At 54.6% G+C, this 26,413-nt stretch carries 21 protein-coding genes; 16 read left to right on the top strand and 5 right to left on the bottom strand.

The genetic code is table 11. The annotated features are described in order from the left end of the window. The first annotated feature begins 105 nt into the window (after positions 1-105). The 12 genes from KZ483_RS20245 to KZ483_RS20190 all read left to right on the top strand — a co-directional run bounded on the left by KZ483_RS20245 (position 106) and on the right by KZ483_RS20190 (position 10,756). Positions 106-567 (top strand): N-acetyltransferase, encoded by a 462-nt coding sequence (locus KZ483_RS20245; RefSeq protein WP_220349366.1) that lies wholly within the window; start codon positions 106-108, stop codon positions 565-567. Between the two features lie 178 nt (positions 568-745). Beyond that, on the top strand, positions 746-1,771 hold the full coding sequence (gene hrcA / locus KZ483_RS20240; protein WP_220349365.1) for a heat-inducible transcriptional repressor HrcA: 1,026 nt from the start codon (positions 746-748) through the stop codon (positions 1,769-1,771). Between the two features lie 42 nt (positions 1,772-1,813). Next, positions 1,814-2,398: a nucleotide exchange factor GrpE gene (gene grpE, locus KZ483_RS20235; protein WP_220349364.1), complete on the top strand. Its 585-nt coding sequence runs from the start codon at positions 1,814-1,816 to the stop codon at positions 2,396-2,398. 45 nt (positions 2,399-2,443) lie between these two features. After that, complete coding sequence (gene dnaK / locus KZ483_RS20230; RefSeq protein ID WP_220349363.1) at positions 2,444-4,279, top strand: molecular chaperone DnaK; 1,836 nt, start codon at positions 2,444-2,446, stop codon at positions 4,277-4,279. A gap of 110 nt (positions 4,280-4,389) precedes the next feature. Further along, positions 4,390-5,517 (top strand): molecular chaperone DnaJ, encoded by a 1,128-nt coding sequence (gene dnaJ, locus KZ483_RS20225; protein ID WP_220353564.1) that lies wholly within the window; start codon positions 4,390-4,392, stop codon positions 5,515-5,517. Positions 5,518-5,608: 91 nt separating this feature from the next. Beyond that, positions 5,609-5,758: a YfhD family protein gene (locus KZ483_RS20220; protein ID WP_220349362.1), complete on the top strand. Its 150-nt coding sequence runs from the start codon at positions 5,609-5,611 to the stop codon at positions 5,756-5,758. A gap of 11 nt (positions 5,759-5,769) precedes the next feature. Further along, positions 5,770-5,961 carry a hypothetical protein gene (locus KZ483_RS20215; RefSeq protein WP_220349361.1) on the top strand — a complete coding sequence of 64 codons (192 nt, stop codon included), beginning with the start codon at positions 5,770-5,772 and terminating at the stop codon, positions 5,959-5,961. A 143-nt stretch (positions 5,962-6,104) separates the two neighbouring features. Beyond that, on the top strand, positions 6,105-7,088 hold the full coding sequence (gene prmA, locus KZ483_RS20210; protein WP_220349360.1) for a 50S ribosomal protein L11 methyltransferase: 984 nt from the start codon (positions 6,105-6,107) through the stop codon (positions 7,086-7,088). A gap of 26 nt (positions 7,089-7,114) precedes the next feature. Continuing rightward, entirely contained in the window at positions 7,115-7,834 is a 720-nt protein-coding gene (locus tag KZ483_RS20205; protein WP_258881344.1) for a site-2 protease family protein, read from the top strand. A 132-nt stretch (positions 7,835-7,966) separates the two neighbouring features. Next, entirely contained in the window at positions 7,967-8,752 is a 786-nt protein-coding gene (locus KZ483_RS20200; protein ID WP_220349359.1) for an RsmE family RNA methyltransferase, read from the top strand. A gap of 4 nt (positions 8,753-8,756) precedes the next feature. Next, positions 8,757-10,145: a tRNA (N(6)-L-threonylcarbamoyladenosine(37)-C(2))-methylthiotransferase MtaB gene (gene mtaB, locus KZ483_RS20195; RefSeq protein WP_220353562.1), complete on the top strand. Its 1,389-nt coding sequence runs from the start codon at positions 8,757-8,759 to the stop codon at positions 10,143-10,145. Between the two features lie 173 nt (positions 10,146-10,318). Next, positions 10,319-10,756, top strand: coding sequence for an NUDIX hydrolase (locus KZ483_RS20190; protein ID WP_220349358.1), 438 nt, complete (start codon positions 10,319-10,321; stop codon positions 10,754-10,756). A gap of 112 nt (positions 10,757-10,868) precedes the next feature. Here KZ483_RS20190 and KZ483_RS20185 read toward each other — a convergent pair whose 3' ends face one another. Further along, complete coding sequence (locus KZ483_RS20185) at positions 10,869-11,840, bottom strand: Na/Pi cotransporter family protein (protein ID WP_220349357.1); 972 nt, start codon at positions 11,838-11,840, stop codon at positions 10,869-10,871. Between the two features lie 158 nt (positions 11,841-11,998). Between KZ483_RS20185 and KZ483_RS20180 the strand changes: the two genes are divergently transcribed. Next, positions 11,999-13,444: a class I SAM-dependent rRNA methyltransferase gene (locus KZ483_RS20180; protein WP_258881343.1), complete on the top strand. Its 1,446-nt coding sequence runs from the start codon at positions 11,999-12,001 to the stop codon at positions 13,442-13,444. A 75-nt stretch (positions 13,445-13,519) separates the two neighbouring features. Continuing rightward, on the top strand, positions 13,520-14,479 hold the full coding sequence (gene mraY, locus KZ483_RS20175) for a phospho-N-acetylmuramoyl-pentapeptide-transferase (RefSeq protein WP_220349356.1): 960 nt from the start codon (positions 13,520-13,522) through the stop codon (positions 14,477-14,479). 133 nt (positions 14,480-14,612) lie between these two features. Here mraY and KZ483_RS20170 read toward each other — a convergent pair whose 3' ends face one another. Genes KZ483_RS20170 through KZ483_RS20160 form a run of 4 tightly spaced genes read right to left on the bottom strand, consistent with a single transcriptional unit; the run spans position 14,613 to position 17,608 of the window. After that, positions 14,613-15,110, bottom strand: a complete 498-nt coding sequence (locus tag KZ483_RS20170; RefSeq protein WP_220349355.1) for a DUF1854 domain-containing protein — start codon at positions 15,108-15,110, stop codon at positions 14,613-14,615. Further along, complete coding sequence (locus KZ483_RS28685; protein ID WP_258881758.1) at positions 15,107-15,412, bottom strand: hypothetical protein; 306 nt, start codon at positions 15,410-15,412, stop codon at positions 15,107-15,109. Before KZ483_RS28685 ends, KZ483_RS20170 begins: the two co-directional genes overlap by 4 nt. Then, positions 15,376-17,298, bottom strand: a complete 1,923-nt coding sequence (locus KZ483_RS20165) for an ABC transporter ATP-binding protein (RefSeq protein ID WP_258881342.1) — start codon at positions 17,296-17,298, stop codon at positions 15,376-15,378. The genes KZ483_RS28685 and KZ483_RS20165 overlap by 37 nt, the downstream gene beginning before the upstream one ends. Further along, on the bottom strand, positions 17,285-17,608 hold the full coding sequence (locus KZ483_RS20160) for a CD3324 family protein (RefSeq protein ID WP_220349354.1): 324 nt from the start codon (positions 17,606-17,608) through the stop codon (positions 17,285-17,287). The genes KZ483_RS20165 and KZ483_RS20160 overlap by 14 nt, the downstream gene beginning before the upstream one ends. 674 nt (positions 17,609-18,282) lie before the next feature. On the opposite strand from KZ483_RS20160, the gene addB reads away from it, so the two are divergent. Then, the gene (gene addB, locus KZ483_RS20155) at positions 18,283-21,867 is read left to right on the top strand and encodes a helicase-exonuclease AddAB subunit AddB (protein ID WP_220349353.1); all 3,585 of its coding nucleotides are present in this window, start codon (positions 18,283-18,285) and stop codon (positions 21,865-21,867) included. Then, positions 21,851-26,395, top strand: a complete 4,545-nt coding sequence (locus KZ483_RS20150; RefSeq protein WP_258881757.1) for a UvrD-helicase domain-containing protein — start codon at positions 21,851-21,853, stop codon at positions 26,393-26,395. Before addB ends, KZ483_RS20150 begins: the two co-directional genes overlap by 17 nt. Positions 26,396-26,413 lie beyond the last annotated feature (18 nt).

The raw sequence follows: 26,413 nt of genomic DNA, 5'->3' as shown, positions 1-26,413 counted from the left end.
GCATGACTCGCCCCTGATAAAAAATGTCTTGTACTGTCATGCAGAGTAGTGTATATTTATTCATATTATTCGGATTTATTACGGGCTCGGAGGAAGGCGATTACGATGCAAGCGGTATGCAGAAAGGCGACTGAGGCAGACGTCGAAACATTAGCTGAATTAATAGCAGGCTATGCGGAGAAGGGAATAATGCTGCCGCGCTCGCGCGAAGCTCTTCAAAGACAGATCGCCACTTTTGTAGTGGCTGAGGTAGGCGGCGAAGTCGTCGGCTGCGGGTCGCTTTGCAAGCTCGGAACGGAGCTTGTGGAGATACGCTCTCTCGGTATTTCCGAAGGGTACAAGGGCCTCGGTATCGGCAGCAAGCTGGTCGATTTCCTTATCGGAGAAGCGAAAGAGCAGCATATTCCGAAGGTCATGGCTCTCACATATGAGGTTCCCTTTTTTAAGAAAAACGGATTTACTGTGGTCGATAAGGAAATTTTCCCGGAAAAAGTATGGACGGATTGCGTGAACTGTGCAAAGCAGCACTGCTGTGACGAAATAGCTGTTCTGAAAATGCTGAACTAACTTGACAATCGCCAAGTTGGTTTGGTATTTTTGTAGTAATGATTAGCACTCAACGATAACGAGTGCTAACGAACCGGATCCAACGATTCCGGCTAGTCTCGGATGGAAGCACATGCTTACGAAGCGGTTTACTGCGCAAGCGTAGGCCGGGCTTTACGCATCCTTAGGAGGAGCTGCGATGTTAACAGAACGGCAACGCATGATACTTAATGCAATCATCGATGACTACATCCGTTCCGCTGAGCCTGTCGGCTCGCGTAGCATTTCCAAACGCGGTGACGTCGGCTACAGCCCGGCGACGATTCGCAACGAAATGGCCGATCTTGAAGAGCTCGGCTTTTTAGAGCAGCCTCATACGTCTGCCGGCCGCATCCCATCCATTAAAGGCTACCGTTATTACGTTGATCATCTGGTCAGACTTGGCGAAGTCAACGAACATGATCTGAGCACCGTCCGTTCTTTTTTCGCGGAAAAAATGAATCAAATGGAGGAAATCATCCAGCATGCTGCGATGATCCTTTCCAATTTGACGAATTACACGTCCATCGTTCTCGGACCGGAGACGTTTACCAATTCGCTCAGGCATTTTCAGCTTGTGCCGATCAGTTCCGATACGGCTGTTGCCATCGTCGTAACGAATACCGGCCATGTGGAGAATAGGACCGTATCGATTCCGGCGGATATGAGCATGTCGGAAATGGAGCAAGCGGTAAATATTCTAAACAGCAAGCTGATCGGAGTACCTCTTGTGCGCCTCAAGTCGAAGCTTTATTCGGAGGTCGGGCAGGAGCTGGGCCGTTATGTCGACGGCTGCGAGCGGCTGCTTGGCGTGCTGGACGAAGCGCTGAAGAATGATGAAGAGAACCGCGTCTTCTTGAGCGGGACGACGAACATGCTGACGCAGCCGGAATTCAAGGATGTCGACAAGGTCAAGATTTTGCTCGATCTGCTTGATGAAACGCCGACGCTGATGCGAATGTTTTCGGCGCTGCCGAGCGGTATACAAGTACGGATCGGTACGGAAAATTCGCATGAAGCCATCAATAACTGCAGCTTGATAACGGCAACCTACTCGGTTGACGGACAGTCGCTCGGCACGATCGGCATACTTGGCCCGACCCGGATGGATTACGGAAAGGTCATCAGCCTGCTCGATGTACTGTCTAAAGATATGGCCGTGCTTCTTGGCCGTTGGTACAAGTAACCTATGAACCGTTTATTTAATGATTAGGAGGTGAAGCGATCCGTGAGTGTCAATGAACAGCAAACAGAAGAACAACAAAAACATGAAACGGCCGACGCTTCGAACGAACAACCGGAAACCGAAGTTCAACCGGAGGATGCGGCCCAAATCGCGGATGATGCTTCCGAATCTGAAGAAGACCCGCGCTACGCCGAGCTTGCAAGACAAGCCGAGGATTATCAACAGCGCTTTTTGCGTGCCCAGGCGGATTTCGATAATTTCCGCCGCCGTACGATGAAGGAAAAGGAAGAGCTTGGCCAATACGCTTCGATGAAGCTGATCGGACAGCTGCTGCCGGTCGTCGATAATTTCGGCAGAGCCATTGAAGCGGCCAAAGGCGGCGGCGACGTCGAATCGTTCTCCAAAGGCGTGGATATGATTTTCCGCCAGCTGGAGCAAGTGCTGGAGCAGGAAGGCTTGAAGCCGATGGAGGCTGTAGGCCAGCCGTTCAACCCGGAGTTCCATCAAGCGATTATGCAGGTGGAATCGGAAGAGCATGAGGAAGGCATCGTTATCGAAGAGGTGCAAAAAGGGTACATGCTGAAGGATAAAGTGCTGCGTCCCGCTATGGTTAAAGTTAGCGGCTGACTGCCGGCTGCCTATAAAACATTCGATTGAGGAGGATCTTTAGTTATGAGCAAAGTAATAGGTATAGACTTAGGAACAACCAACTCTTGCGTGGCAGTTATGGAGGGCGGCGAGGCCGTCGTTATTCCCAATCCCGAGGGCAACCGGACGACCCCGTCCGTTGTAGGCTTCAAGAAAGACGGGGAGCGTATTGTCGGTGAAGCCGCCAAGCGCCAGTCCATCACCAATCCGGACCGCACAGTTATTTCCATTAAACGCCATATGGGTACGAATCATAAAGAGGTAATTGACGGCAAAGAATTTTCGCCGCAAGAAATTTCCGCCATCATCCTGCAGAAGCTGAAATCCGACGCCGAGGCTTACCTCGGACAAACGGTAACGCAAGCGGTTATTACCGTCCCGGCCTATTTTAACGATAGTCAGCGTCAAGCAACGAAGGATGCGGGTAAAATCGCAGGTCTTGAAGTTCTGCGTATCATTAACGAGCCGACGGCGGCAGCGCTGGCATACGGCCTTGAGAAATCGGAAGACCACACCATTCTCGTTTACGACCTTGGCGGCGGTACGTTCGACGTGTCGATTCTCGAGCTCGGCGACGGTTTCTTCGAAGTAAAAGCGACAAGCGGCGACAATCACCTTGGCGGAGACGATTTCGACCAAGTGGTCATCGACCATCTCGTATCCGAATTCAAGAAAGAGCAGGGCGTCGACCTTTCCAAAGACAAAGCGGCTGTACAGCGTTTGAAGGACGCGGCTGAGAAAGCGAAGAAGGAGCTGTCCGGCGTACTGACGACGACAATCTCGCTTCCGTTCATTACGATGGCTGACGGCGTGCCGCAGCATTTGGAGATGAGCCTTACGCGCGCCAAATTCGAAGAGCTTACGGCAGCTCTCGTTGAGCGTACGCTTGGCCCTACCCGCCAAGCATTGAAGGATGCGGGCATGACTTCCGCGGATATTGATAAAGTCGTTCTTGTCGGCGGTTCGACGCGTATACCGGCTGTTCAGGATGCCATCAAGAAGCTGATCGGCAAAGATCCGCACAAAGGCGTAAACCCGGATGAAGTCGTTGCCCTCGGTGCAGCGGTTCAAGCCGGCGTGCTTACAGGTGACGTGAAAGATGTCGTGCTGCTGGACGTTACTCCGTTGTCGCTCGGTATCGAAACGGCCGGCGGCGTATTTACGAAAATGATCGACCGGAATACGACGATTCCGACAAGCAAATCGCAGGTGTTCTCGACGTACGCCGATAATCAGCCGAGCGTTGAAATTCACGTTCTGCAGGGCGAACGTCAAATGGCTGCCGGCAATAAGACGCTGGGACGCTTCACGCTGGGCGATATCCCGCTGGCGCCTCGCGGCGTACCGCAAATCGAGGTTACGTTCGATATCGATGCCAACGGTATCGTCAACGTTTCCGCACTGGATAAAGGCACAGGCAAAAGCCAGAAGATCACCATCACATCTTCAAGCGGACTGTCGGATGAAGAGATCGACCGCATGATGAAGGATGCGGAGCTGAACGCGGAAGAAGACCGCAAGCGCCGCGAACTCGTCGAAGCGAAAAACAGCGCCGACCAGCTGGTGTACTCGGTAGATAAAACGATTAAAGACCTCGGCGATAAAGTAGATGCCGGCGAGATCGATAAAGCGAACGAAGCCAAAGAAAAAGTGAAAAAGGCGCTCGAGAGCGACAACCTTGAAGAAATTAATGCCGCTTCCGAAGAACTGACGCAAATCGTCCAGCAATTGTCCGTTAAGCTGTACGAGCAAGCGCAGGCCGGCCAACAGGCTGAAGGCGCAGGCCCGGAATCGGGAGAAGCAAAAGGTAAAGACAATGTCGTTGATGCCGACTACGAAGTCGTTGACGATAAAAAATAATAGCTTGAAATGTACAAACGGTGCGCCGTCCGAAGCCCGGACGGCGCAGCCGTTTTTCGTGTGTCTATGCTTCAACATGGGTAGGGCAATATGGAGACGGGGTGACGGAATTGGCAGATAAGCGGGATTATTACGAAGTGCTCGGCGTAGGGAAAGACGCTTCCGAGGATGATATTAAGAAGGCGTATCGGAAAATGGCGCGCCAGTATCATCCGGACGTGAATAAAGCACCGGATGCTGAAGAAAAGTTTAAAGAGATGAAGGAAGCCTACGACGTTCTGAGCGATGACGGCAAACGGGCGACGTACGACCGTTACGGCCATGTCGATCCGAATCAGGGGTTCGGCGGCGGGGGCGCCGGCGGTGCGGATTTCGGGGGATTCGGCGATATCTTCGATATGTTCTTCGGCGGGGGCACCGGCGGACGCCGCGACCCGAATGCGCCTCAGCGCGGAAACGACCTGCAGTATACAATGACCATTGAGTTTAAAGAAGCCGTTTTCGGCAAGGAAACCGAAATTACGATTCCGCGGACGGAAACGTGCGATACGTGCACAGGCAACGGAGCGAAACCGGGAACCAAACCGGAGGCATGCTCCGTATGCCGCGGAACGGGTCAGCAGGAAGTGGTTCAAAACACGCCGTTCGGCCGTATGGTTAACCGCCGTGCGTGTTCCAACTGTAACGGAAGCGGCCGGATCATCAAGGAGAAATGCGGCACCTGCCACGGCGCAGGTAAAGTGAAGCGCCAGCGCAAGCTTAATGTGCGTATTCCGGCCGGGGTCGACGACGGCGCGCAAATACGTCTGTCCGGTGAAGGCGAAGGCGGCCTGCGAGGAGGCCCGGCCGGCGACTTGTATATTGTGATCAGGGTCAAGGCTCACGATTTCTTCGAGCGCGAGAATGACGATATTTATTGTGAAGTACCGCTCACATTTGCACAGGCGGCGCTTGGCGACGAGATCGAAATCCCAACGCTGACGGAGAAGGTGAAGCTGAAAATTCCTTCGGGTACGCAAACCGGCACGTATTTCCGCTTGAAAGGAAAAGGGGTTCCGCGTCTACGCGGATACGGTCAAGGCGATCAGCATGTCAAGGTGACGGTCGTGACGCCGACGAGCTTAAGCGAAGAACAGAAAGAATTGCTCCGCCAGTTCGCGGGAATAAGCGGGGAAGAGAACGAGGAGCATCATGAGTCGATTTTTGAACGGATGAAGAAAGCGTTCCGGGGGGACTAATCCGTCAGACGTCGCAAATCGCATATTGCGGTGATCATTGGTTATCCTAACTTCGTGACAGGCAAGCATGTCCAGCGAAGGAGGGATAGGCATGAGCAATGAAGACACACAGAACCGAGATAACTTGCCTATAGGTAAAAACGAGGACGTCGAGTTCTCGGAAGCTCTCGCGGACGAGAATGATAAGCAGGCGCAGCAGCGTGCGGCTGAGGCGGATTCCCGGGCCGCCGGACAAGAATAAAGGGGGCTCGGATGATGGCTGAAATCCACGCGATATTCCCAGGCGGCAGCGGCGCCCGCGAGGCGGAGCTTAAACTGCTTGCGCTTAGAGCGATCCAAGTTCAGGGCGGCACCGACGGCAGCTCTCTTACAGCCACGGTCGACGAAGAAGTGGTTGACCGGGCTCTCCATCTCATTCGTCAAAGCGGCGGCACGCCGGAATAGTAGTAGCTTATCGAGAGGCTGTACGGCATAAGTCAGCAGATAGTTGACTTTGCCGTACAGCCTCTTTTTGTGCCTGAGATGGTTCTCGTGTAAAATAGACGTCATAAGTTTCGAGCAGAAAACATTCGGGAGGCATATTGATTGTGAAATGGCATGAATTGACGATTTCTACGACGGAGCAAGCGATCGAGATGATAACAAATTTCTTGCATGAAACGGGTGCAGGCGGCGTATCCATTGAAGAATCGGGGACCCTGAACAAACAGCGCGACACGTCGCTCGGCCAATGGTATGACATGCCGCTCAACGACATTCCGGAAGGACAAGCGGTCATTAAAGGGTACTTCGCGGAAGGCACGGATATGGCCGCCTTGGAGGCGGGTCTGAAACCGCGAATCGATGAACTCCGGGAATACGGAATCGAGCCGGGCGATTATTCCATAGACACCGTAATCGTTGACGACGAGGATTGGGCGACGGCCTGGAAACAGTATTTCAAGCCGATTCGCGTATCGGATCGGCTAACGATTAAACCGACATGGGAGGAATACACGCCATCGCCGGGCGAGGCCATCATCGAGCTTGATCCCGGCATGGCGTTCGGTACAGGTGCTCATCCCACGACCGCACTGTGCTTGCGTACACTCGAGTCGGTCATTCGCGGAGGCGAAGAAGTGATCGATGTCGGCACCGGTTCGGGCATTTTGGCGATAGGAGCCGTCCGGCTGGGCGCGTCGAATGTGCTGGCTCTTGACCTGGACCCTGTTGCGGTCTCGTCCGCTGCGGAGAATGCACATCTGAATGGACTGGACTCCCAAATCAAGGTTCGGCTGAGCGATCTGCTGGGCGTGCTCAAGAACGGCAGCGATGAGGATTCTTCTTTAATCGGCCTTAATGTCTCAGTCCCTGTGGATGTTGTAATCGCCAATATTTTGGCGGAAATTATTTTGCTTTTCCTTGATGACGTATACGCCGCATTGAAACCGGGCGGAACTTATATTGCATCCGGTATTTACAAAAATAAGGAAGACGATGTTGAATCCGGCCTCCGGGCGGCGGGCTTTAAGGTCATTGACCGCCGGCGCGATGAGGATTGGATCGCGTTTGTGGCGAAGAAGCCGGAATAGACATTCTTTTATTAGGAGGCTGAGCAGTGTCCAATTTTCTCTGGTATCCAATCGAAGATTTACCCTTTATCTTTCTGGTACTCATGATCGCATTTACCGTGCATGAGTTTGCGCATGCTTACAGCGCTTACAAATTTGGAGACCGGACCGCCTATGACGCGGGGCGCGTTACGCTTAACCCGCGCGCTCACCTCGACATCTTCGGCACCATTCTTCTTTTGATCGCCGGCTTCGGTTGGGCTAAACCCGTTCCGGTTAACCGCGGCCGTTTCAAGTATCCGCGGCTTATGGGAATCGTCGTTTCCGCTGTCGGCCCGCTGAGCAATTTGCTTATCGCGGCAATCGGAGTTTTGGCCGTCTATGTATTAAATCAAACGGGTTTGTTGGAAGCGGGATCAATAGGGGTTCACCGGGCTATCGTTCATTTTTTATATTATTTGATCACGATAAATCTGATGCTGTTCATCTTTAACCTGATTCCAATACCCCCGCTTGACGGGTACCGAATCATTCAAGATATTGTTCCGCTCAAGGTCAGGCATAAAATGGACCAGAACATCCACTGGGGCATGTTTATTTTTTTGCTTATCATTTTTATTCCGCAGCTTCGGGCAGTGACGATCACGCCATTGTTTGCAAAATCAAATACGATCATATTGTGGCTCCAATCTTTCTATGAGTTATTCTTCATACCTGTAGACTGGCAAAAGTTCGTAATGGATTTCCTGGGCTACTCGGTAGGCTGATGTGGATACGAGTTTGGAAAATGTTTAAAGCTCTGGCGAACCAGGAATAAAACGTGTATGATGAAGGTTGGAGTTTTTTACAGCTCTTGCTTTGGTGTTTCTATATATTGACGACGAAGGGTCCACTCAGATATGCAGCGATATTTTGTAGAGCCGGAACAATTGAATGAAGAAGGCGTTGTACTCACCGGCGATGATGCCCATCACGCTGTTCGGGTGATGCGAATGGAGTCAGGCGATGAGTTCATCGTCAGCGACGGCCAGACCCGCGCGGCACTTGCGGTTATTCGCGGTGTAACCGCGGGCAGAGTAGAAGCGGGTATTCAGACATGGCTCCCGATGAGCGGAGAACCGCTCTGGTCGGTTACGATTGCTCAGAGCCTGCCCAAGGGCGATAAAATGGAGCTTGTCATCCAGAAAGGGACGGAAATCGGTGCGGTGGCATTTGTACCGTTCGAGTCCGATCGGATGATTGTGCAGTATGACGGCAAGAAGGAAGCAAAGCGCCTCGAGCGCTGGAGAAAAATAGCCAAAGAGGCTGCGGAGCAGGCGCATCGCAGCCGTATTCCGGCGGTGGAGCCGGTGATGACATGGCGTAAGCTTATGTCTTCAATAGCAATGTATGACTTGGTGTTGTTTTGTTATGAGAAGGAAGGCGGAGCTGGCGGCGCCGGCTTACGCGATGCCATTCTCGCTTACCGGGAACGCAGCGGCCTAACTCAAATCGATAACAAGGAGCTTAAAGTGCTGCTTATCGTCGGTCCTGAAGGCGGATTCACCGAACGCGAAGCGGCAGAGGCGGAAGCGGCAGGAGCGGTCATCGTCGGTCTCGGCAAGCGAATCCTGCGGACCGAGACAGCGGCGATGGTCGGGCTCGCCTGCATTATGTATGAATCCGGAGAAATGGGAGGCGTTTGACGACATGCCGTCGGTAGCGTTTTATACATTAGGCTGCAAAGTTAACTTCTACGATACGGAAGCGATTTGGCAGCTGTTTAAGAACGAAGGATACGAGCAGGTCGATTTCGAGACGACGACCGCCGATGTATACCTGATAAATACATGTACCGTTACTAATACCGGCGATAAGAAGAGCCGGCAAATTATCCGGCGTGCCATTCGGCGCAATCCGGATGCTGTTATTGCCGTTACGGGCTGCTATGCACAGACTTCGCCGGCTGAAATTCTTGCCATAGAGGGCGTCGATCTTGTCATCGGAACGCAGGACCGGGATAAGCTGATGGACTACATCCGGTCCATTCAGGCAGACCGCAAGCCGGTGAATGCAGTCCGTAATATCATGAAGACACGTGAATTCGAAGAGCTTGATGTACCTGATTTTGCCGATCGTACCCGTGCATTTCTGAAAATTCAGGAGGGCTGCAACAATTTTTGCACCTTCTGCATCATTCCTTGGTCGCGCGGCCTTTCCCGCAGCCGCGATCCGCAAAGCGTGATCAGTCAGGCCCGTCAGCTCGTTGCGGCCGGATACAAGGAGATCGTCCTCACCGGCATTCATACGGGCGGATACGGCGACGATATGGAGAATTACAGACTGTCCGACCTTCTATGGGATCTCGATAAAGTGGAAGGTCTGGAGCGAATCCGGATCAGCTCGATCGAAGCGAGCCAAATCGACGAAGCGATGATCGACGTGCTGAACCGGTCATCCAAAATGTGCCGCCATCTGCATATCCCGCTGCAGGCCGGCGATAACTCCGTACTGAGCCGCATGCGGCGTAAGTATACGGTGGAGCAATTTGCGGAGAAAATCAAGCTGCTGCACCGCGCCATGCCAGGGGTTGCCATTACCACCGATGTAATCGTGGGCTTCCCCGGCGAGACGGAAGAAATGTTCGAGAACGGCTACCGTTTCATGGAAGAGCTGCGATTTGCCGAAATGCACGTCTTCCCGTATTCGAAACGGACAGGTACACCGGCAGCGCGGATGGAAGAACAGATTGACGACGAATTGAAGAACGAGCGCGTTCACAAGCTGATTGATTTATCGGAACGCATGCAGCTCGAATATGGCAGGAAGTTTGTCGGCCAAGTCGTAGACGTCATTCCGGAACGGGATTACAAAGGCGCACCCGGAAGCGGCCGTGTTATGGGCTACTCAGGCAACTACCTTCAGGTTGTTTTCGAAGGTTCCGAAGCGCTTATCGGCCAGCTTTGCCGGGTACAGATTACTGAAGCGGGCGTTAACGAATGTTTCGGCCAGCTTGTCCGTGTCCTGGATCCCGAAACATCGGCAGAGCGCGGCGTAGAGGCAAGCCCGTCCGTACTGGCTAAAGCGTTGCAGGCTTAAGGGCGGAATATAACGGAAATAATGAAAATTGCAAGGATTCTAATCCGCCCAACGGGTCGTGAAGAGAATCCTTGCTGTACATAGGAATACGAAGTCGGTTTGCTTACGCGCAAACCCAAGTGGATGCTTAAGAAGTCGGTTTGCTCACGTGCAAACCCTGAGGAGGAGCGAATATGAAAGAAATTTCAGCAGGAGGAGTCGTGTTTCGTCGTATCGACGGGGCGCTGCAAATTCAATTGATCCAGGACCGTTACGGAAAAATATCGCTTCCCAAAGGTAAAATGGAGCCGGGTGAAACGGTCGAGCAAACGGCGCTTCGCGAAATTATCGAGGAAACAGGAATGGAAGGCATCATTATCGCTCCTATCGATCAAATCAAGTATAAATACAACCACGAGTTAAAGGGTTTGATCGATAAAGAGGTGCATTATTACCTCGTGGAAGCAGTCGGCGGCAAGCTGCAGGCGCAGATCGAAGAAATTCGCGGCGTCGAATGGTTCGAGCCTTCCGAAGCATGGCGCCGCCAGCGTCAAGCGGGGTATAACAACAATGACCGCATATTGGCCGGAGCGCTCAAACTCCTTGGCCTGGAGGTGCAGGGTAGCAGTTGAGAAATGGAAGCGGGTAAACCGCTTGCCCATTACATCGGCCATTCGCTGCTAAGCCGGCTGCAGCGTATCGTGAACGGCTCCTGATTCTGCTTTCGAGCGGGGAGTCACATCGTCAGTCTGGCGACAGACGCCGTAAAGCCGGAAGATAACAAAACGGAAGGGCAATCAGGGAGCTCAATATATTGAATATCGTTTGGGCATGAGCGATTTGTGAGGAAGGCGACACGCTGAACCAGGCGGATGCATGCTGCAGCTCCGTCACAAAAGGCATGAACAGGACGGCACCGCCGACATTAAGAATTACATGCGACCACGCGACGAACCGGCCTGATCTTGTAGCGCCAAGCGATGCTAGCAGAGCTGTTATACAGGTGCCGACATTGGCTCCGAGCACTACGGCGATGCCGATTTCAACGGGCATTGCCCCTACCGAAGCGAGTCCCATTATGATACCGATGACGGCAGCGCTGCTGTGAACGGCGGCGCTCAGCACAATGCCTGCGGCGAGCCCCCATAGAACGCTGTCTTCGGCGTGGCTTAGAAAAACGGCGAATAAACCGCTTGATTGGACGGCAGGGGCAATGGATTGCATAATTCCTATTCCGATGAGGAGGAGCGCGAATCCGCCTACTATAACGGCACCGCTTCGGAGCGGTTGAAGCCATTCGCTTTCGGATCTTCCCGGAACAAGTCCCATCTCGCCGACAAGCGCTGTAAGCAGCCATAGAGCAAGCGAGGACTCGAGCAAGGGCCATGCCAGCTGATTTAAATTCAGGCCGATCAGTTCGGTTGTAAGGCAAGTCCCGATATTCGTGCCGAGCACGATGCCAAGCGTACGCGGGAAGGTAAGCAGTCTGGCGTTGACGAGGCCGATCGACATGACCGTAACGGCCGTGCTGCTCTGCAGAACGGCCGTTGTTGCTGTCCCGACGAGGAGACCGTGAACGGGTGTCGCTGTCGATTTCCGAAGCAGACTGTGAAGGTGTTTGCCGACCGAGCGGTGAAGCGCAAGCTCCATCGCTTTCATGCCAAGCAGGAAGACGGCAAGTCCAGTTAGCATGGGGACGATGATTGAATGGAACATGAGGCAAAACTCCTTTGCAAGCGGTTCGTAACCATACATATGCCGCAGGCCGGACAAGCATGACAAGCAATTGAATGAGAAGGGGCGAAATTGACAATGGAACGCGCAAAAGCGGTACTGCAGCGTGATCGTAAAAAAAGGTTGGAGCAGGGTCATCCGTGGGTGTTCGCAGGGAGATCAATCGCATTGAGGGAGAAGCCACTCCGGGAGAGTTAGTGGATGTTGTCACTCATCAGGGTCGCTACTTGGCGACAGGCTATTGGAATCCGCAATCGCAAATAACGGTTCGTGTCGTTTCTTATCAACCACTTGAAGCTATGGATGAAGCATTCTTCCGAGAGCGATTCGAGCAGTGCGCACTGCACCGGCGCCGTTTCGTGAACGGGCGCGATTGCCGGCTGGTATATGGAGAGGCGGACTTTCTGCCGGGGCTCATTGTCGACAGGTTCGGAAGCGTACTCGTTGTGCAGCTGCTGACGCTTGGAATGGATGTTCACCGCGAGGCGATTGTCCGATCGCTGGTGGACGTATTTGCTCCGCAGGGAATCTATGAACGCAGCGATGTGTCAGTTCGTTCACTTGAAGGGCTGGAGGAACATACAGGCCTCTTATATGGCGAATGCCCGCGCATCGTGGACATTCGCGAGAATGGTCTGCTGCTTGAGGTTGACATAATAGAAGGCCAGAAAACCGGCTATTTCTTCGATCAACGCGAGAACCGGGCTTCTATTGCTCCGTTGATGAAGGGTTGGGGAGAGCGCAGCGGAATCCGTCTCGAGCAAAGAACTCGGGAGGAATTGCCGGATGACGCGGCTGTTGTAGGCGGTACGGGTTACACATTGTTTTTACCTGAAAACGGATCCTCGGCCAATGCTCCCGAGTCCGAGACGGATAACGCAGCCGTCAGGCTCGAAGCAATGCGGCAAAAGGTACTCGTCCCCGTAAATCCGAACGGCAAAATCGTCACCTATCCATATTGGGACGGCGCGACTGTGCTTGAATGCTTCGCACATACGGGAAGCTTCACGCTTCATGCCTGTAAATACGGCGCGAAGAAAGTAACCTGCCTGGACGTTTCCGAGCATGCGGTCGAGACAGCGCGGCGGAATGTCGCCCGCAACGGTTTCGAGGGTCGCGTGGAATTCGTCGTGGCAGACGCATTTGAATATTTGCGCATGCAGGTGAAAGGATTGGAAGAGCGTTCGGAGCGGGGGAAGAGTGGCAAAGCAGACGGTGGCGGCAAAGCTGTCGATACCTCGAAGCCACTTGGACAAGCAGGACGAACCTGGGATGTCGTCATTCTTGACCCGCCCGCTTTTGCAAAAACCAAAAGCGCTGTACCGGGCGCATGCCGCGGCTACAAGGACATCAACCTTCATGGAATGAGGCTTGTCAACGAAGGCGGCTACCTTGTCACAGCCAGCTGTTCATACCATATGCGGCCTGAGCTGTTTCTTGAGACGATCCAGTCGGCGGCCCTCGATGCCGGCAAAACGCTTAGATTAATCGAATGGCGGGCGGCGGGCAAGGATCATCCGCAAATTGTCGGGGTCAACGAAGGACATTATTTGAAATTCGCGATCTTCGAGGTCCGCAGCCGTTAGCCGTCCGGCAGACAGGAATATTTGTCCATCATGCGGAAATATAGTTAAATAAACTACCTTTTATGGAGAATCGGAATGAACAGTGCGATTTTGAGCATTTCAAGTATTTCCTTTCTGCTTGTGGCGGCGCTGACCCCGTTACTGATTTGGAGTCTTCGCAGTCTGAAGCTGATTCAGCCCATTAGAGCCGAGCTGCCCCCGGACCATCAAGCCAAACGGGGGACGCCGCTTATGGCGGGTATTGTTTTGTTCATTGGTATCGTTACATCCATAGCTTATTATCCGAAACCGCTTGTGCTTTTTCTCGCTGCGGTGTTCGTCTTCTTCGGAGCGATCGGATTCATGGATGACTTTAAAAAAGCGGCCTTCCAGGACCCGTCGGGTATCTCGGGCAAGACCAAGCTGGTCTTACAATTCGGGTTCGCGGCCGGGTTATTGTACGTATTGATGAGTCAATTTTCGTTAATGCCGACTATTGCCGTCTATAAGGACTACGCGATAGGGCTGCCTGTCGTCGTCTATGCGGCTGTTGTCCTGCTGTTTGTGGTAGGTACAGCCAATGCGATCAATTTCACGGACGGACTGGACGGTCTGCTCATTAACGCGGCCATTCCGACTTATTTCTTCTTTTTCATCATATCGGACCATATTGAAGTCAAGCTGTTTGCTCTTGTGATGATCGCGTGTCTGCTCGGGCTGTTTATATATAACATATATCCGGCAAAAGCTTTCATGGGCGATACAGGGTCGCTTGCCATCGGCGGCTCTTTATCCTTTCTGGCCGTTCTGGAAAAGGTGGAGCTGCTCATTCCTATCTTGTTTTTTGTTTATTTGGCCGAGCAGTTATCGGTGATTTTACAGGTCTGGTACTACAGAAAGACGAAGCTGCGTTTGTTCCGAATGGCGCCCGTTCACTTTCATTTCAGTCTGAAATACGGCTGGAGGGAAAATAAAATCGTGCTTTTCTTCGGATTCGTTTCATGGTTCTGCGCCCTGCTTTCCTGGATCATATGGTACTTATTTTTGAAAAACTAATCCGCCCCGCAACGAGGACAGCTCAGCAGCTGTCCTTTTCTGTTGAATAACGGATATTGAAATAGGCTGCGGGTGCAAAAAAAGACCCCCGCCGCTTCCGCAAGGGAACAGCTAGGGGCTAATGTATTGAGGGTTATATAACATCGCGCAGCTGCTTGCGGCTGTGGCCGTCGAGCGTTTTCCAATCGCCGATCTCGCATCGTTTGCCGTTCATGTCGGTCAGAACGATGCGGCCTCCGCCGGGAAACTGCATATGCTCGTGCAAATTCCGCATCACGAGCCGGGTTGGCCCCAAATTCGTCTGCAGCTCCCAGATCCACAGATCGGATCGTTGTTTGACGCTTTCCACGTGCGTTACCCGCGGCAGGAAGTAGCGGAACTGCAGCTCACGCTCAATCTCCTTCCGGCTCTCCTGATCCAGCTGGCCGATATCGCGAATGACGCCGATTTCCTCACCCTTCGCATCTCGGATGGATATATATTGAAGTGTATACAGAAACGGGAAAGCCCGGTGAACAATAATTTCCTCGTATTCCTTTCCATCGATGACACCTTGAAATACTCCGCCGGAGCCGCGGCTGAACAAGACGCGGCCCGGCTCAAGAATATAAATTTCATAAGGGTCCCTCATACGCTCACCACCCCTTTAATTTGGGACAATTCCTTCTGCGCCTCCACGAGCTTGTGGTAAACGCCTTCCTTCTCGAGCAGCTCTTCGTGCGTACCTAGTTCGACGATCTTCCCGCGGTCGAGAACTACAAGCCGGTCTGCGTTCCGAAGGGTGGAAAGCCGGTGGGCGATTGCGAAAGTCGTACGGCCCTTAACAAGCCGGGAAATCGCTTCCTGAATTTGCCGTTCAGTTTCCGTATCGACCGAAGCCGTGGCTTCGTCCAAAATCAGGATACGGGGATCATGAATGATCGCGCGGGCGATTGAAACGCGCTGCTTCTCGCCGCCCGACAGCCTATGGCCCGTTCGCCGACACGAGTATCGTATCCGTCCGGCAGCCGTACGATAAAATCGTGCGCGTTGGCGATTTTGGCCGCGCGCATAATCTCTTCCGGCGTCGCGTCAGGTTTCGAGTAGGCGATGTTCTCGGCAATCGTGCCGTCGAACAGAAACGTCTCCTGCAGCACGACTCCGATCTGCTTGCGCAGGTCGGTCTGGCTTATATTGCGCAGATCGACGCCGTCAATCGTAATCCGGCCTTCGTCGGTATCGTAAAACCGGCAAATCATATTGATGAATGTCGATTTTCCCGCACCGGAATGGCCGACCAATCCGACCATTTCGCCTGCGCTTACCCGCAGGTCGATATTTTTCAGAACGGGGTGGTGCTTCTCGTAGCCGTAGGTTACGTTGCTGAACACCACTTCACCTTTCACGCGTCCGATAGGGGCTGGATCTCTCGTATCGGGCACCTCCGAAGGGGTATCCATGATTTCAAATACCCGATCGGCCGCCGACAGGGCATGGCTCGCCCAGTTGATCATTTGGCTGACCCACTGCAGCGGTCCGAGCAGCATGCCGAGATAGGCGATCAGCGCCATCAGCACGCCGAGCGACAATTCTCCGTTCAGCACCGACCAGCCGCCGTAGTACCAGATGAGCAGCGTTCCGACACCGGCGACGAGAGAGAAGAGCGGAAACATGCCCTGCCATAGCCCTTCGATCCGGATGTTATTCCGTACCACGTCTTGATTAGCTTCCTTATACCGTGATATTTCGGTCGTTTCCTGACCGAACGCCTTGACGACGCGGATACCCTGCAGAGAGTCTCCGACAATCAGGTTCAACCGGAATATGGACCGCCACTGCTGGTACCAACGCCGGCCGATCATCGGCCAGATGGTCAAGGAAACAATGATCATTAGCGGCATGGGCAGAATGGCGAGCAGGGTCATCTGCCAATTGAGATTGAACATGATGATAAAGATGGCGATTACTCTCAGAGATTCTCCGGTTACCCAGATCACGCCTTCGGTCATAAACTGCCGCATTGCTTCCGAATCGCTGTTGACCCGGCCGATGAACTGCGATGTCTGGCGTCTGTCGAAGAACGCGAGCGATAACCGCATGAGTGCGTTGTAAATATCGCGGCGCAAATCGCCCATCAATTTGGAGCCGACCCAGACGCCGATCAGACCGCGGACGGTCTGCATGACCGTCATTACGAGCGAGGTAGCGGCCAGCCCGAGTACGATCCAGAGAAGAGTGGATCCCGTATTTTTCGGCTGAAGTACATCGTCGAGCATGACTTTGGTCAAGTAAGGCGGAATAAGCTCCACCAGTGTCGTTATAACAAGCATGATGGCGGCTGCAATCATCTGCAGCTTGAACGGTTTGGCATATCCGAGCATGCGGAGCATGACTTTGCCGTTATTTTTGCAGACGGGACACGTTTGCGTTCCTTCCTGCAGAGGGTTCCGGCATTTGGGACATTGCTGCGGAAGCTCCTTCTCCGACAGGAGCGGGCGCTCCTCGCCCTTCGCGATCGAGCCGAGCAGCTTGGCGGCAAAGCCGAAAACCGATGTTAAAGCGGCCGTGTAGCGGACCACCACAACCGGTCCGCCGAGTGTGTCGGCCAGCAGTGTTCCGCCGCCTATTCCGCCTACGGCACGGGCATCCTTCAGCTCTATGACCGATATTGTGGATATCGGCTCGCCAGTGCCGTTCCACACTGTAATTTCTGCTTCCGTTATTGTGAGCCACTGCTCCCCGAACCGGCCGTCACTGAGCAAATCCGTCCTGGCGCTGAACAACGGTTCTTCCGGAAGGGCCAAGCGGATCGCCCCGGGGAGCTGATCAAGAATCGGCATGCGCGATCTCCTTTTCCCTGTCTCCACAATGGAATTTTTTCGTTTCGCGCATTTTGACGACAATTTTGCGAATGCTTTCACCCGACAGATGGAACTGCCTTTCCAATTCGGCGACTGAACATCCGTTCGAATATGAAAGGTAAATTTCTTCGTTCCGCCGTTCGATCATGATGCGGGAGCCGCTCTTCTCGCCCCAGCCGGCACGCTGATTGTGAAGCTTCGGAATATAAACCAGTTCGCCTTGGATATAGGATTGAAGCTCCTTCAGCAAACTAGGGGGAAGCACATCTCTTCCATTTTTGTAGTTCACGGTAAACATCCTCCTCAAACCGGTATGAAGTACCATTTTGAATTACAGCCGATGCTTTAATCATCGTTTCCGCCTCCTTTTCAATTTTAAAAAACAAAAAACACGATTGTCCGAAATCGTGTCCAGGGTGCAGTCTCTATGCATGGGGTCATACTGGCACGCACGATGCAGCTTACGAGACTGACAACACAAGTATAATGAAAACGGTTCATAATGGAAAGAAGAAATTCTCATAAATCCCAATATTTCTTTGTAATATCCAGCTCCGCCAATGAAAATGTAGAAGGGAGGCCCTGCGGCCTCCCCCGAAACGGGCTTCCGTCTAAACGGAAACCACCTCATGGTTCTGAATCAAATCGATCAGCCTCCTTCCGCGAATATTCGTCGGCCCGACACCTTTATTTACTCATATTTTGCAGGACGGCGGCAAGCGAAAGAATGACTATAACTGTTTTTTACGGTTTATTGAACCATATGACTTTTTTGGCATTTCTGAATTCATTGATTCTTCTGCTCTGTAATTCAAGTTGCGGCACTACTGTATGTTCCGACCGTTGATCGAGGGTTTTTTCTATCGGTTCCGGAATGAACGAACAAACGTTTGCGTTTAAGGGTGAAATATTCTATTGCGGTATGATAGAATAGTAGCATCGAACAAACGAAGGGGTGAGCGCATGGCGCTCCGTTTTGTAATAGGCAGGTCGGGAACAGGGAAAACGCACTTCTGTCTCGATGAAATACGCAAGAACGTATTGGAGGAGCCTGACGGGCCGCCGCTCGTAATGCTCGTGCCGGAGCAGGCGACGTTCCAAACGGAGTACGCGCTGCTGCGCAGCCCGGAGCTGACAGGGACGATACGGGCGCAGGCGCTGAGCTTCCGGCGGCTTGCCTTCCGGATCATGCAGGAAACAGGCGGAACAGCGCTCGTTCCCATTAGCGAGAACGGCAAAAACATGCTGCTTTATAAAATCGTACACCGGCTCGGAGATCGCCTGCAGTTGTTTCAGGGGAGCGAATCGCAGCCCGGTTTCATCGAGCGGCTCGGCGAGCTGATGACGGAATGGAAGCGTTACGGGATCGGTATGGACGATATCGTCTCGTTTAACGATTTGCACCGGGCGGGAACCGGAAACCCGCTGCTCGGGCGAAAGCTCCATGACCTGCAGATGATCGGGACGCAGATGGCGGCCGAACTGGACGGCTTATACATAGATGCTGAGGATTACTTGACCTGGCTGACCAAAGGATTTGGCGCCGCCGCTTCCATGCGGGGAACCCGGTTATGGGTGGATGGCTTTCACGGTTTTACGCCCAAAGAATTCGAAGCGCTTGAAGCGCTTATGCGCGAGTCGGAGGATGTAACGATAACGCTGTGTCTCGACAGGCTTTACGGGGCGGAGGAGCGGCCTCACGAGCTGGATATGTTCCGCCCGACGGCGGAAACGTTTCTTACGCTGCGCGAGCTGGCGATAAAGAACGGGATCGAAGTTCTCGAGCCGCTCATGCTCGGCGAGGAGCCGCCAATAAGATTCCGAAACAGCCCGATGCTGGCACATGTGGAACGGCACTACAGGGATCGTGCGCCGCTGCGCCTCCCGGAGGAGGAACTGGGGAACGGCGGCGTATCGCTGCATGCGGCAGCACATCGGCGCGCCGAAGTGGAAGCGGTAGCCCGCGATATTGTGCGAAGAGTCCGGGACGAAAGCCTCCGCTACCGGGACCTTGCCGTAATGGTCCGCAACGCGCCGGATTATAACGACTACATAACTGCGGTGTTTGCTGACTACGAGATTCCATTTTTTCTCGATCAAAAAAACGCGGCTCTTCATCATCCCCTCGTAGAGTTCATTCGTTCCGCTCTTGAAATTGCAGTGCACGGCTGGCGGTACGAAGCCGTATTCCGCTGTATAAAGACGGAGCTGCTGCTGCCCGAAGACGGCGGCGTTACCCGGGAATCCTTCGATCTGCTGGAAAATTACGCGCTTGCCGCAGGCATCGACGGCAACCGCTGGCTGACCCGCAGCAGTTGGAAGCCGCTCATGCGCGATTCGCTGGACGGAGAAGCGGCGGTAGCCGGGCAGCCGGAACAGCGGATGCTTCAGGCGGTTCTCGCCGCGCGGGAAGCGGTTGTGCCGCCGCTGCATAAGTTTAATCGCGCTTTGAAAAAGGCTGCAAACGTGCAGGAGATGTGTGAAGCATTGTATAAGCTTCTTATCAACATCGATGCCCCCGACCGGCTGGAGAGATGGAGCCGGCAGGCTGCGGCGTCGGGTCAAACGCAGCGCGCACGGGAGCACAGGCAGCTGTGGGACGGCGTAATGAACGTGCTCGACCAGCTGGCTGAAATGACCGGTGGCGAGACGCTGCCGGTTCAATTGTTCGCCGGAATGATCGAAACCGGTCTTGAAAGTCTCAAGCTTGCGGCCGTGCCTCCGTCGCTCGATCAGGTGCTGATTGGCAGCATCGACCGTACGAGGTCAGGACGGGTACGGGTTTGTTACGTGCTTGGTGCGAATGACGGTGTTATGCCGCAGCGGATACAGGAGGATGGCGTGCTTACCGAGCAGGAGCGGGAGACGCTTGAGAACGGCGGACTCAAGATGGCGCCGGGTGTAAGAAGACGGCTGCTCGACGAGCGTTTTCTTATCTATAATGCGCTCACGACGCCGAGCCGTCATCTCTGGATAAGTTGGCCGATGGCTGATGAAGAAGGAAAGAGTCTTCATCCGTCCGAGGTTATTCGTCAGATGAAGCAGATGTTTCCCGGCATTTCCGAACATATGCTCATGGGCGAGCCTCTGCCGGGAATGACCGAGGACGACCAGCAATCGTTTATCGTCCATCCGGAGCGGACTTTGTCCTATGTGATCAATCAGCTTCGGGCTTGGCGGCAGGGTACAGACATCGCTCCGATGTGGTGGGAGGCCTTCAACTGGTATGCGGTACGGCCAAACTGGCAGGACAAGCTGGGAAGGCTTGTGCGGTCGCTTGATTTTACCAACATTGTACCTTCATTATCCCCCGAGACGGCAGATCAGCTTTACGGCAAGCTGCTGCGGGGCAGCGTCTCCCGGATGGAGCGTTTCGTCTCCTGTCCGTTCCAGCATTTCGCCATTCACGGCTTGCGCCTGCGAGAACGGGAGCTGTTCCGGCTCGGCGCTCCGGACATCGGGCAGCTGTTCCATGCGGCGCTCAGCCGTCTGGCCGCTTCTCTCGGAGAGCGCTGGGGGATGATGAGCCAGGAACAAATCCGCGCTGAATCGGCAGGCGTCGTAGATGAGCTGGCCTTGCGGCTGCAATCGCAAATCCTGTTCAGCAGCAGCCGCAACCGTTATATCGCGCGCAAGCTGAAGGACATCGTCGCCCAAGCTGCCGTCATACTTGGCGAGCATGCGCGCAGAGCGCAATTTCAGCCGGTCGGCCTTGAAATCGATTTTGGACCGGACGGCCAGCTGCCTCCGGTAACCATTCCGCTGGCAAACGGCCGGGTTATGGAAATGGCTGGACGGATCGACCGCGTGGATGCCGCCCAAACCGAGGACGGCTTGCTGCTAAGGGTCATCGATTATAAATCCGGTGCGACTCAGCTCAGGCTGGAGGAAGTCGCTTACGGACTTGCGCTGCAAATGCTGACTTATCTGGACGTGCTGCTCAGCGCCGCGCCTGAATGGCTCGGGCAGCCTGCCAAACCTGCGGGCGTGCTTTATTTTCATGTCCATAATCCGGTCATATCGGCCTCTAATGTGCTGAGTCCGGACAAAGCGAGAGGGGAACGGCTCAAACGGTTTAAGCTGAAAGGGCTGGTGCTTGCGGACGAAACGACAGCCCGGATGATGGACGGGGCGCTGGAAACCGGCTATTCAGAGCTGCTGCCTCTCGCCCTGAAGCGCGACGGAGGATTTTACAGCAGCTCATCGGTCGTGTCCCACGAGCAATGGGACACGCTGAGAAAGTCGGTGCGAACCACTCTGCGCCGAATCGGCGACCGGATCGCCGGAGGGGACGTGGCCATTGCGCCATACCGGCTGGGAGCCAAATCGCCCTGCCGATATTGCGCTTACAAGCCCGTCTGCCAATTTGATCCGCTTATTGAAGGAAACGCTTATACCAAGCTGTATAAGCCCGGTAAAGATGAGGTTTGGCAGCTGCTCGCTGCAGGCGAATCTGATGCAGTGGAGTTTGATCTCATCCAAAGGCTGGGCGGAGCAAGAGAGAGTTTCAAAGCGGAAGGAGGGAAAGACGATGACGGCAGCGATTGAACCGCGAAAGCCGGAAGGCAGCACGTGGACGGACGATCAGTGGAAGGCGATCGTTACAGGAGGACGCAATGTGTTGGTTGCGGCGGCTGCGGGGTCGGGCAAGACGGCGGTTCTGGTCGAACGGATCATCCGCAAAATTTCCGCGGATACCGATGTCGACCGTCTGCTCGTGGCGACCTTCACCAAAGCGGCTGCGGCGGAAATGAAGGAGCGGATTCGCATTGCCCTCGAGAAAGAGCTGGAGAGGAATCCCGGCTCCGATCATTTGCGGCGCCAACTGGCGCTAATGGGGCGCGCGTCGATCACTACCCTCCATTCGTTCTGCCTCGATGCAATTCGCCGGTATTATCCGCTCATCGGTCTTGACCCCGGCTTCCGCATCGCGAATGAAACCGAGGCCGAGCTGCTCCGGATGGATGTGCTGGATGCGATCTTCGAAGAGAAGTACGCTGAATCGGAAGAGGAAAGCGATTTTCTGCGTCTGGCCGAGCGGTTCGGCGGCGAGCGTGGCGACGAGCCGCTCTATGCGCTTGTGCTCCAGCTTTATAACTTTGCGCACAGCCATCCGTGGCCGGAGATCTGGCTGCGGGAGACCGCCGCTTCGTTCGATGTAGCGGATGCCGCCGAGCTTGGCCGGTCGGAGTGGGTTCGCAGCCTGGCAGGAGTTGTGGCACTGGAGCTGGGCGGCGCGCAGAGCCTCCTTGAACAAGCGCTGGATGTTACCAGGCTTCCGGGCGGACCGAATCATTATGCGGCGACGCTCGAGGAGGATTTGGGGCTCGTCCGTCTACTGGTCCGGCATGTTCGCAGTGAGCCATGGGAGCGATGGTATGATGCATTCTCCGCAGCAGCATTCGGCAAGCTCAAGAGCAGAAGGGGCGATGATTTCGATAAATCGCTGCAGGAGCAGGCCAAAGAGCTGCGGGACATGGCCAAATCGGTTGTGAACGAGCTGACGGACCGGATGTTTACGCGTTCCGCTGATGATTTTGCCGCCGAACTGCAGGAGCTGGCGCCGGTTATGCATACGCTGGCCGAACTGGCGACCGAGTTCGGAGAACGGTTCGAAGCGGCAAAACGGGAAAAAGGACTTATTGATTTCGGGGACATGGAGCACTATTGCCTGCGTATTTTGCGCGATCCGGCCTCGACCCCGGATATATCGATTCCATCTGCGGCTGCCCTTGAATATCAGCGGCAGTTCGATGAAATATTGCTTGACGAGTATCAGGACACGAACATGGTGCAGGAAGCGATCGTTTCGCTGCTCGCACGACCCGGTGACGGGAACCGGTTCATGGTCGGAGATGTGAAGCAAAGCATTTACCGGTTTCGCCTGGCGGAACCTAATCTGTTCCTGCGCAAATATAAGGCTTATAAACCGGCTGGTGAAGAGGAGACGGCGCCGCCTGTAATCCCGATAATTGATTCTATGGAAGACGGCTCGTCCAGCCGGGCTCTCGTTCCGGCCCGGAACGGATTTGCCGGGGAAGCCGTTCCGGTGCGGGCAGACGAGCCGGAGCGCGGAATCCGTATCGATCTGGCGCGGAATTTCCGCAGCCGGATGGAGGTGGTGGACGGAGTCAACGGCGTATTCCGCGCGATCATGCGGGAGAAAGTGGCGGAGATGGACTACGACGAACGGGCGGAGCTCGTGTGCGGCGCGTCGTTTCCGCCTGTCGATGAGGGCGGGCCGAAGGAGCGCTACGCCGTCGAGTTCGCATTGATCGACCGCGGGTCCGGCGGCGGTAGTGATACGGAATTTGCAGGCTCCGACAGTGAAGACAGCGATGAAGGCGACATGAACGCCGCTTCGGGTGAGGATGCCGCCGATTTGCAAACCGTGCAGCTGGAAGCCCGCTATATCGCTGCGCAAATTCGCCGGTTGAAAGGGATGGATGCTCTTCCCGGCAGTCCGGCGCCTTTCGAAGTGTACGACGGTAAGCGGGGGCGGAAGCGGCTGCTTGCCTGGCGGGATATCGTTATTTTGCTGCGCGCGGATAAGCAGTGGGCGCCGGTGATCATTGAAGAGCTGCAAAATCATGGTATACCGGCCTATGCGGAGCTAAGCAGCGGGTATTTCGAGGCGACGGAAGTGGAGACGATGCTGTCGCTGCTCCGGGTCATAGACAATCCTTATCAGGATATCCCGCTGGCGGGTGCCCTCCGTTCTCCGATATTCGGGCTGACGGCGGAGGAATTGGCTCTGATTCGCATTACAGGGGGGCGCGCCTCCTATTACGATGCCGTGAAGAAGGCGGCGGATGATTCGTCGTTCGCCGAAGAAACGCGCGTTAAGCTTGCTGATTTTCTGACACGGCTGGAACGGTGGCGGGAAGAAGCCCGGCGGGGAGCGCTGGCTGAGCTGCTTTGGAACATTTTCCGCGAGACCGGCTACTACGACCTCGTCGGCGGCATGCCGGGCGGCGTGCAGCGGCAGGCGAATCTTCGTGCACTGCACGACCGGACGCGGCAGTATGAAGCAACTTCGCTGCGGGGCTTGTTCCGATTCCTGCGGTTTATCGACCGGATGCGCGAAAGCGGAGGGGATCTGGGCACAGCCCGGGCTCTCGGAGAGCAGGAGAACGTCGTCCGCATCATGTCCATACATAAGAGCAAGGGCTTGGAGTTTCCCGTCGTGTTTGCGGCGGGTCTCGGCAAGCTGTTTAACCGTCAGGATTTGAACGGCGCTTTTCTCATGCATAAACAGCTCGGCTTCGGTCCGCGGTTTGTCGATACGGAGCTTAGGGTGAGCTATCCGACGCTTCCGTACCTGGCGGTGCGGGAGAGAATGCGCATGGAGACGCTTGCGGAGGAGATGCGCATTCTGTACGTGGCGCTCACGCGTCCGAAAGAAAAAATGTTTCTCGTCGGAACCGTTGCCGACGCGGCCAAGCAGCTCCAGCGCTGGAGCTCCTCGCTGGATGCAAACCGGCAAATTCCGGATTACCGTCTCGCCCAGGCGAAACGGTTTATCGATTGGCTGGGGCCTCTCGCCATGGGGGAAGGTCTACCGATTGCAGTTGAAGCCGGTATAAGTGTAGAGGCGGAAGACGTATTAGGTTCGGCAGTTGATGGTGGCGCCGTACCAGAAGACGGAGAAAGTGCCGCGATTGGCGGGTCGGCCGGAATTGACGGTCAAACGGGGGCCTTTCCTCATTTGTTGGTTGGGCTCGGGGGCATGCAGAACACTGAGGCGGCAAATTCGTCTGTACCCGGAAGGCCGCTGATCGGGAGAGTGACCTGGAAAACCGGCGTTGTGCCTGCAGAAGTGCTGGGAGTCGAAGCGGCCGCCGCGGCCCAGATTGACGAAGCGGCTGAAGCCGAATTCACGCAGCGGCTCCAGGCCGTTCATGCGCTTGTACCGCTCCCGGAATCACCCGAGGCTGCTGAAGAAATCGGCAGGCGTCTATCGTGGCGTTACCCGCACATCGCTTCGACTACGCTTGCCGCGAAAACGTCTGTAACCGAAATGAAGCGGCTGCAGGCTGAGGCAATCGCTGACGAGGATGCGGCGTTACTGTTGCTGCCCGTGCAGACAGAGGCCGAGGCTAAGGCGGAAACGGATGACGAAGAAACAGCGGAAGACAGGGCGGCAGAGAGAGCTGACGAAAGAGCTGACGAAAAACCTGACGAAAGAGTAGAAGATCGGGTGGAATACAGAGCGGCAGACAGAACGGCAGACAGAGCGGCAGACAGAGCAGAAGGAACAGCTGATGACCAAGCCGAGAATATGTTTGGAGTCTTCAAAGCAGCGGCTGAAGTTGATGGAACGGATCCAAAAGAAGGCTTAGAGGAGCTGTGGATCAGGCATAGCGAAGTAGTGGTTAGTTTTGATGGTGCGGAAGTGCAGGTGGAAGATAGCGTCAATTCAGTGGACCTTCCCAAAACAAGTGGGAAGTTATCCGCCGGTAAGGGGTCGTCTTTTGCGGCATCGGCTAATTCGGCTGGCGGGGAATATACATTCCGGCTGCGCCGCCCCAAATTTATGGAGGAACGGACGCTTACGGCAGCCGAGCGAGGTACGGTAAGCCACCTGGTCATGCAGCATATTCCCCTTGGCGGACCTGTTGATGAACAGCTGGTGCGCGATACCGTCGCCGGACTTCAGCAGAGAAGCATGCTCTCGGCCCGGCAGGCTGCTGCGGTTGATGCAGCCGCCGTCGCCGTCTTCTTCGCGGAACCGGTCGGGAAGCGTCTGCTGCAAGCGGAATGGGTTAGGCGTGAGGTGCCGTTCAGCTGTACGTTTCAGGCAGACCGTGTCTACCCGGACAAATCCGGGATGCTTGGTGCAGAGCCGATTCTGATTCAAGGCGTCATTGATTGCCTGTTTCAGGATGCGGAAGGCCTTGTGCTGCTTGATTACAAGACGGACAAGATTTATATGAAACAGTGGGATAAAGCGGCGGACCGCCACCGCTTTCAGCTGTCGCTTTATGCGGAGGCGGTTGAACGTATTTTGGGCCGAAAAGTCGATGATTGCTATGTCTTCTTCTTCGACGGCGGACAAGCGGTGAAATTGTTCTAGCTACAGTTAAAGGAAGGG

This window comes from Paenibacillus sp. sptzw28 (genome assembly GCF_019550795.1).
Classification (GTDB): domain Bacteria; phylum Bacillota; class Bacilli; order Paenibacillales; family Paenibacillaceae; genus Paenibacillus_Z.
Note: the sequence above shows the minus strand (reverse complement) of the source record. Positions and strands in the feature narration are given on the sequence as shown.

What these genes read in the sequence shown, in the direction of transcription:
- KZ483_RS20245 (WP_220349366.1), top strand. Translation starts at nt 106, where the DNA reads ATGCAAGCGGTATGCAGAAAGGCGACTGAGGCAGACGTCGAAACATTA.
- hrcA (WP_220349365.1), top strand. Translation starts at nt 746, where the DNA reads ATGTTAACAGAACGGCAACGCATGATACTTAATGCAATCATCGATGAC.
- dnaK (WP_220349363.1), top strand. Translation starts at nt 2,444, where the DNA reads ATGAGCAAAGTAATAGGTATAGACTTAGGAACAACCAACTCTTGCGTG.
- KZ483_RS20220 (WP_220349362.1), top strand. Translation starts at nt 5,609, where the DNA reads ATGAGCAATGAAGACACACAGAACCGAGATAACTTGCCTATAGGTAAA.
- KZ483_RS20215 (WP_220349361.1), top strand. Translation starts at nt 5,770, where the DNA reads ATGATGGCTGAAATCCACGCGATATTCCCAGGCGGCAGCGGCGCCCGC.
- KZ483_RS20200 (WP_220349359.1), top strand. Translation starts at nt 7,967, where the DNA reads ATGCAGCGATATTTTGTAGAGCCGGAACAATTGAATGAAGAAGGCGTT.
- mtaB (WP_220353562.1), top strand. Translation starts at nt 8,757, where the DNA reads ATGCCGTCGGTAGCGTTTTATACATTAGGCTGCAAAGTTAACTTCTAC.
- KZ483_RS20190 (WP_220349358.1), top strand. Translation starts at nt 10,319, where the DNA reads ATGAAAGAAATTTCAGCAGGAGGAGTCGTGTTTCGTCGTATCGACGGG.
- KZ483_RS20185 (WP_220349357.1), bottom strand. Translation starts at nt 11,840, where the DNA reads ATGTTCCATTCAATCATCGTCCCCATGCTAACTGGACTTGCCGTCTTC.
- mraY (WP_220349356.1), top strand. Translation starts at nt 13,520, where the DNA reads ATGAACAGTGCGATTTTGAGCATTTCAAGTATTTCCTTTCTGCTTGTG.
- KZ483_RS20170 (WP_220349355.1), bottom strand. Translation starts at nt 15,110, where the DNA reads ATGAGGGACCCTTATGAAATTTATATTCTTGAGCCGGGCCGCGTCTTG.
- KZ483_RS20165 (WP_258881342.1), bottom strand. Translation starts at nt 17,298, where the DNA reads ATGCCGATTCTTGATCAGCTCCCCGGGGCGATCCGCTTGGCCCTTCCG.
- addB (WP_220349353.1), top strand. Translation starts at nt 18,283, where the DNA reads ATGGCGCTCCGTTTTGTAATAGGCAGGTCGGGAACAGGGAAAACGCAC.
- KZ483_RS20150 (WP_258881757.1), top strand. Translation starts at nt 21,851, where the DNA reads ATGACGGCAGCGATTGAACCGCGAAAGCCGGAAGGCAGCACGTGGACG.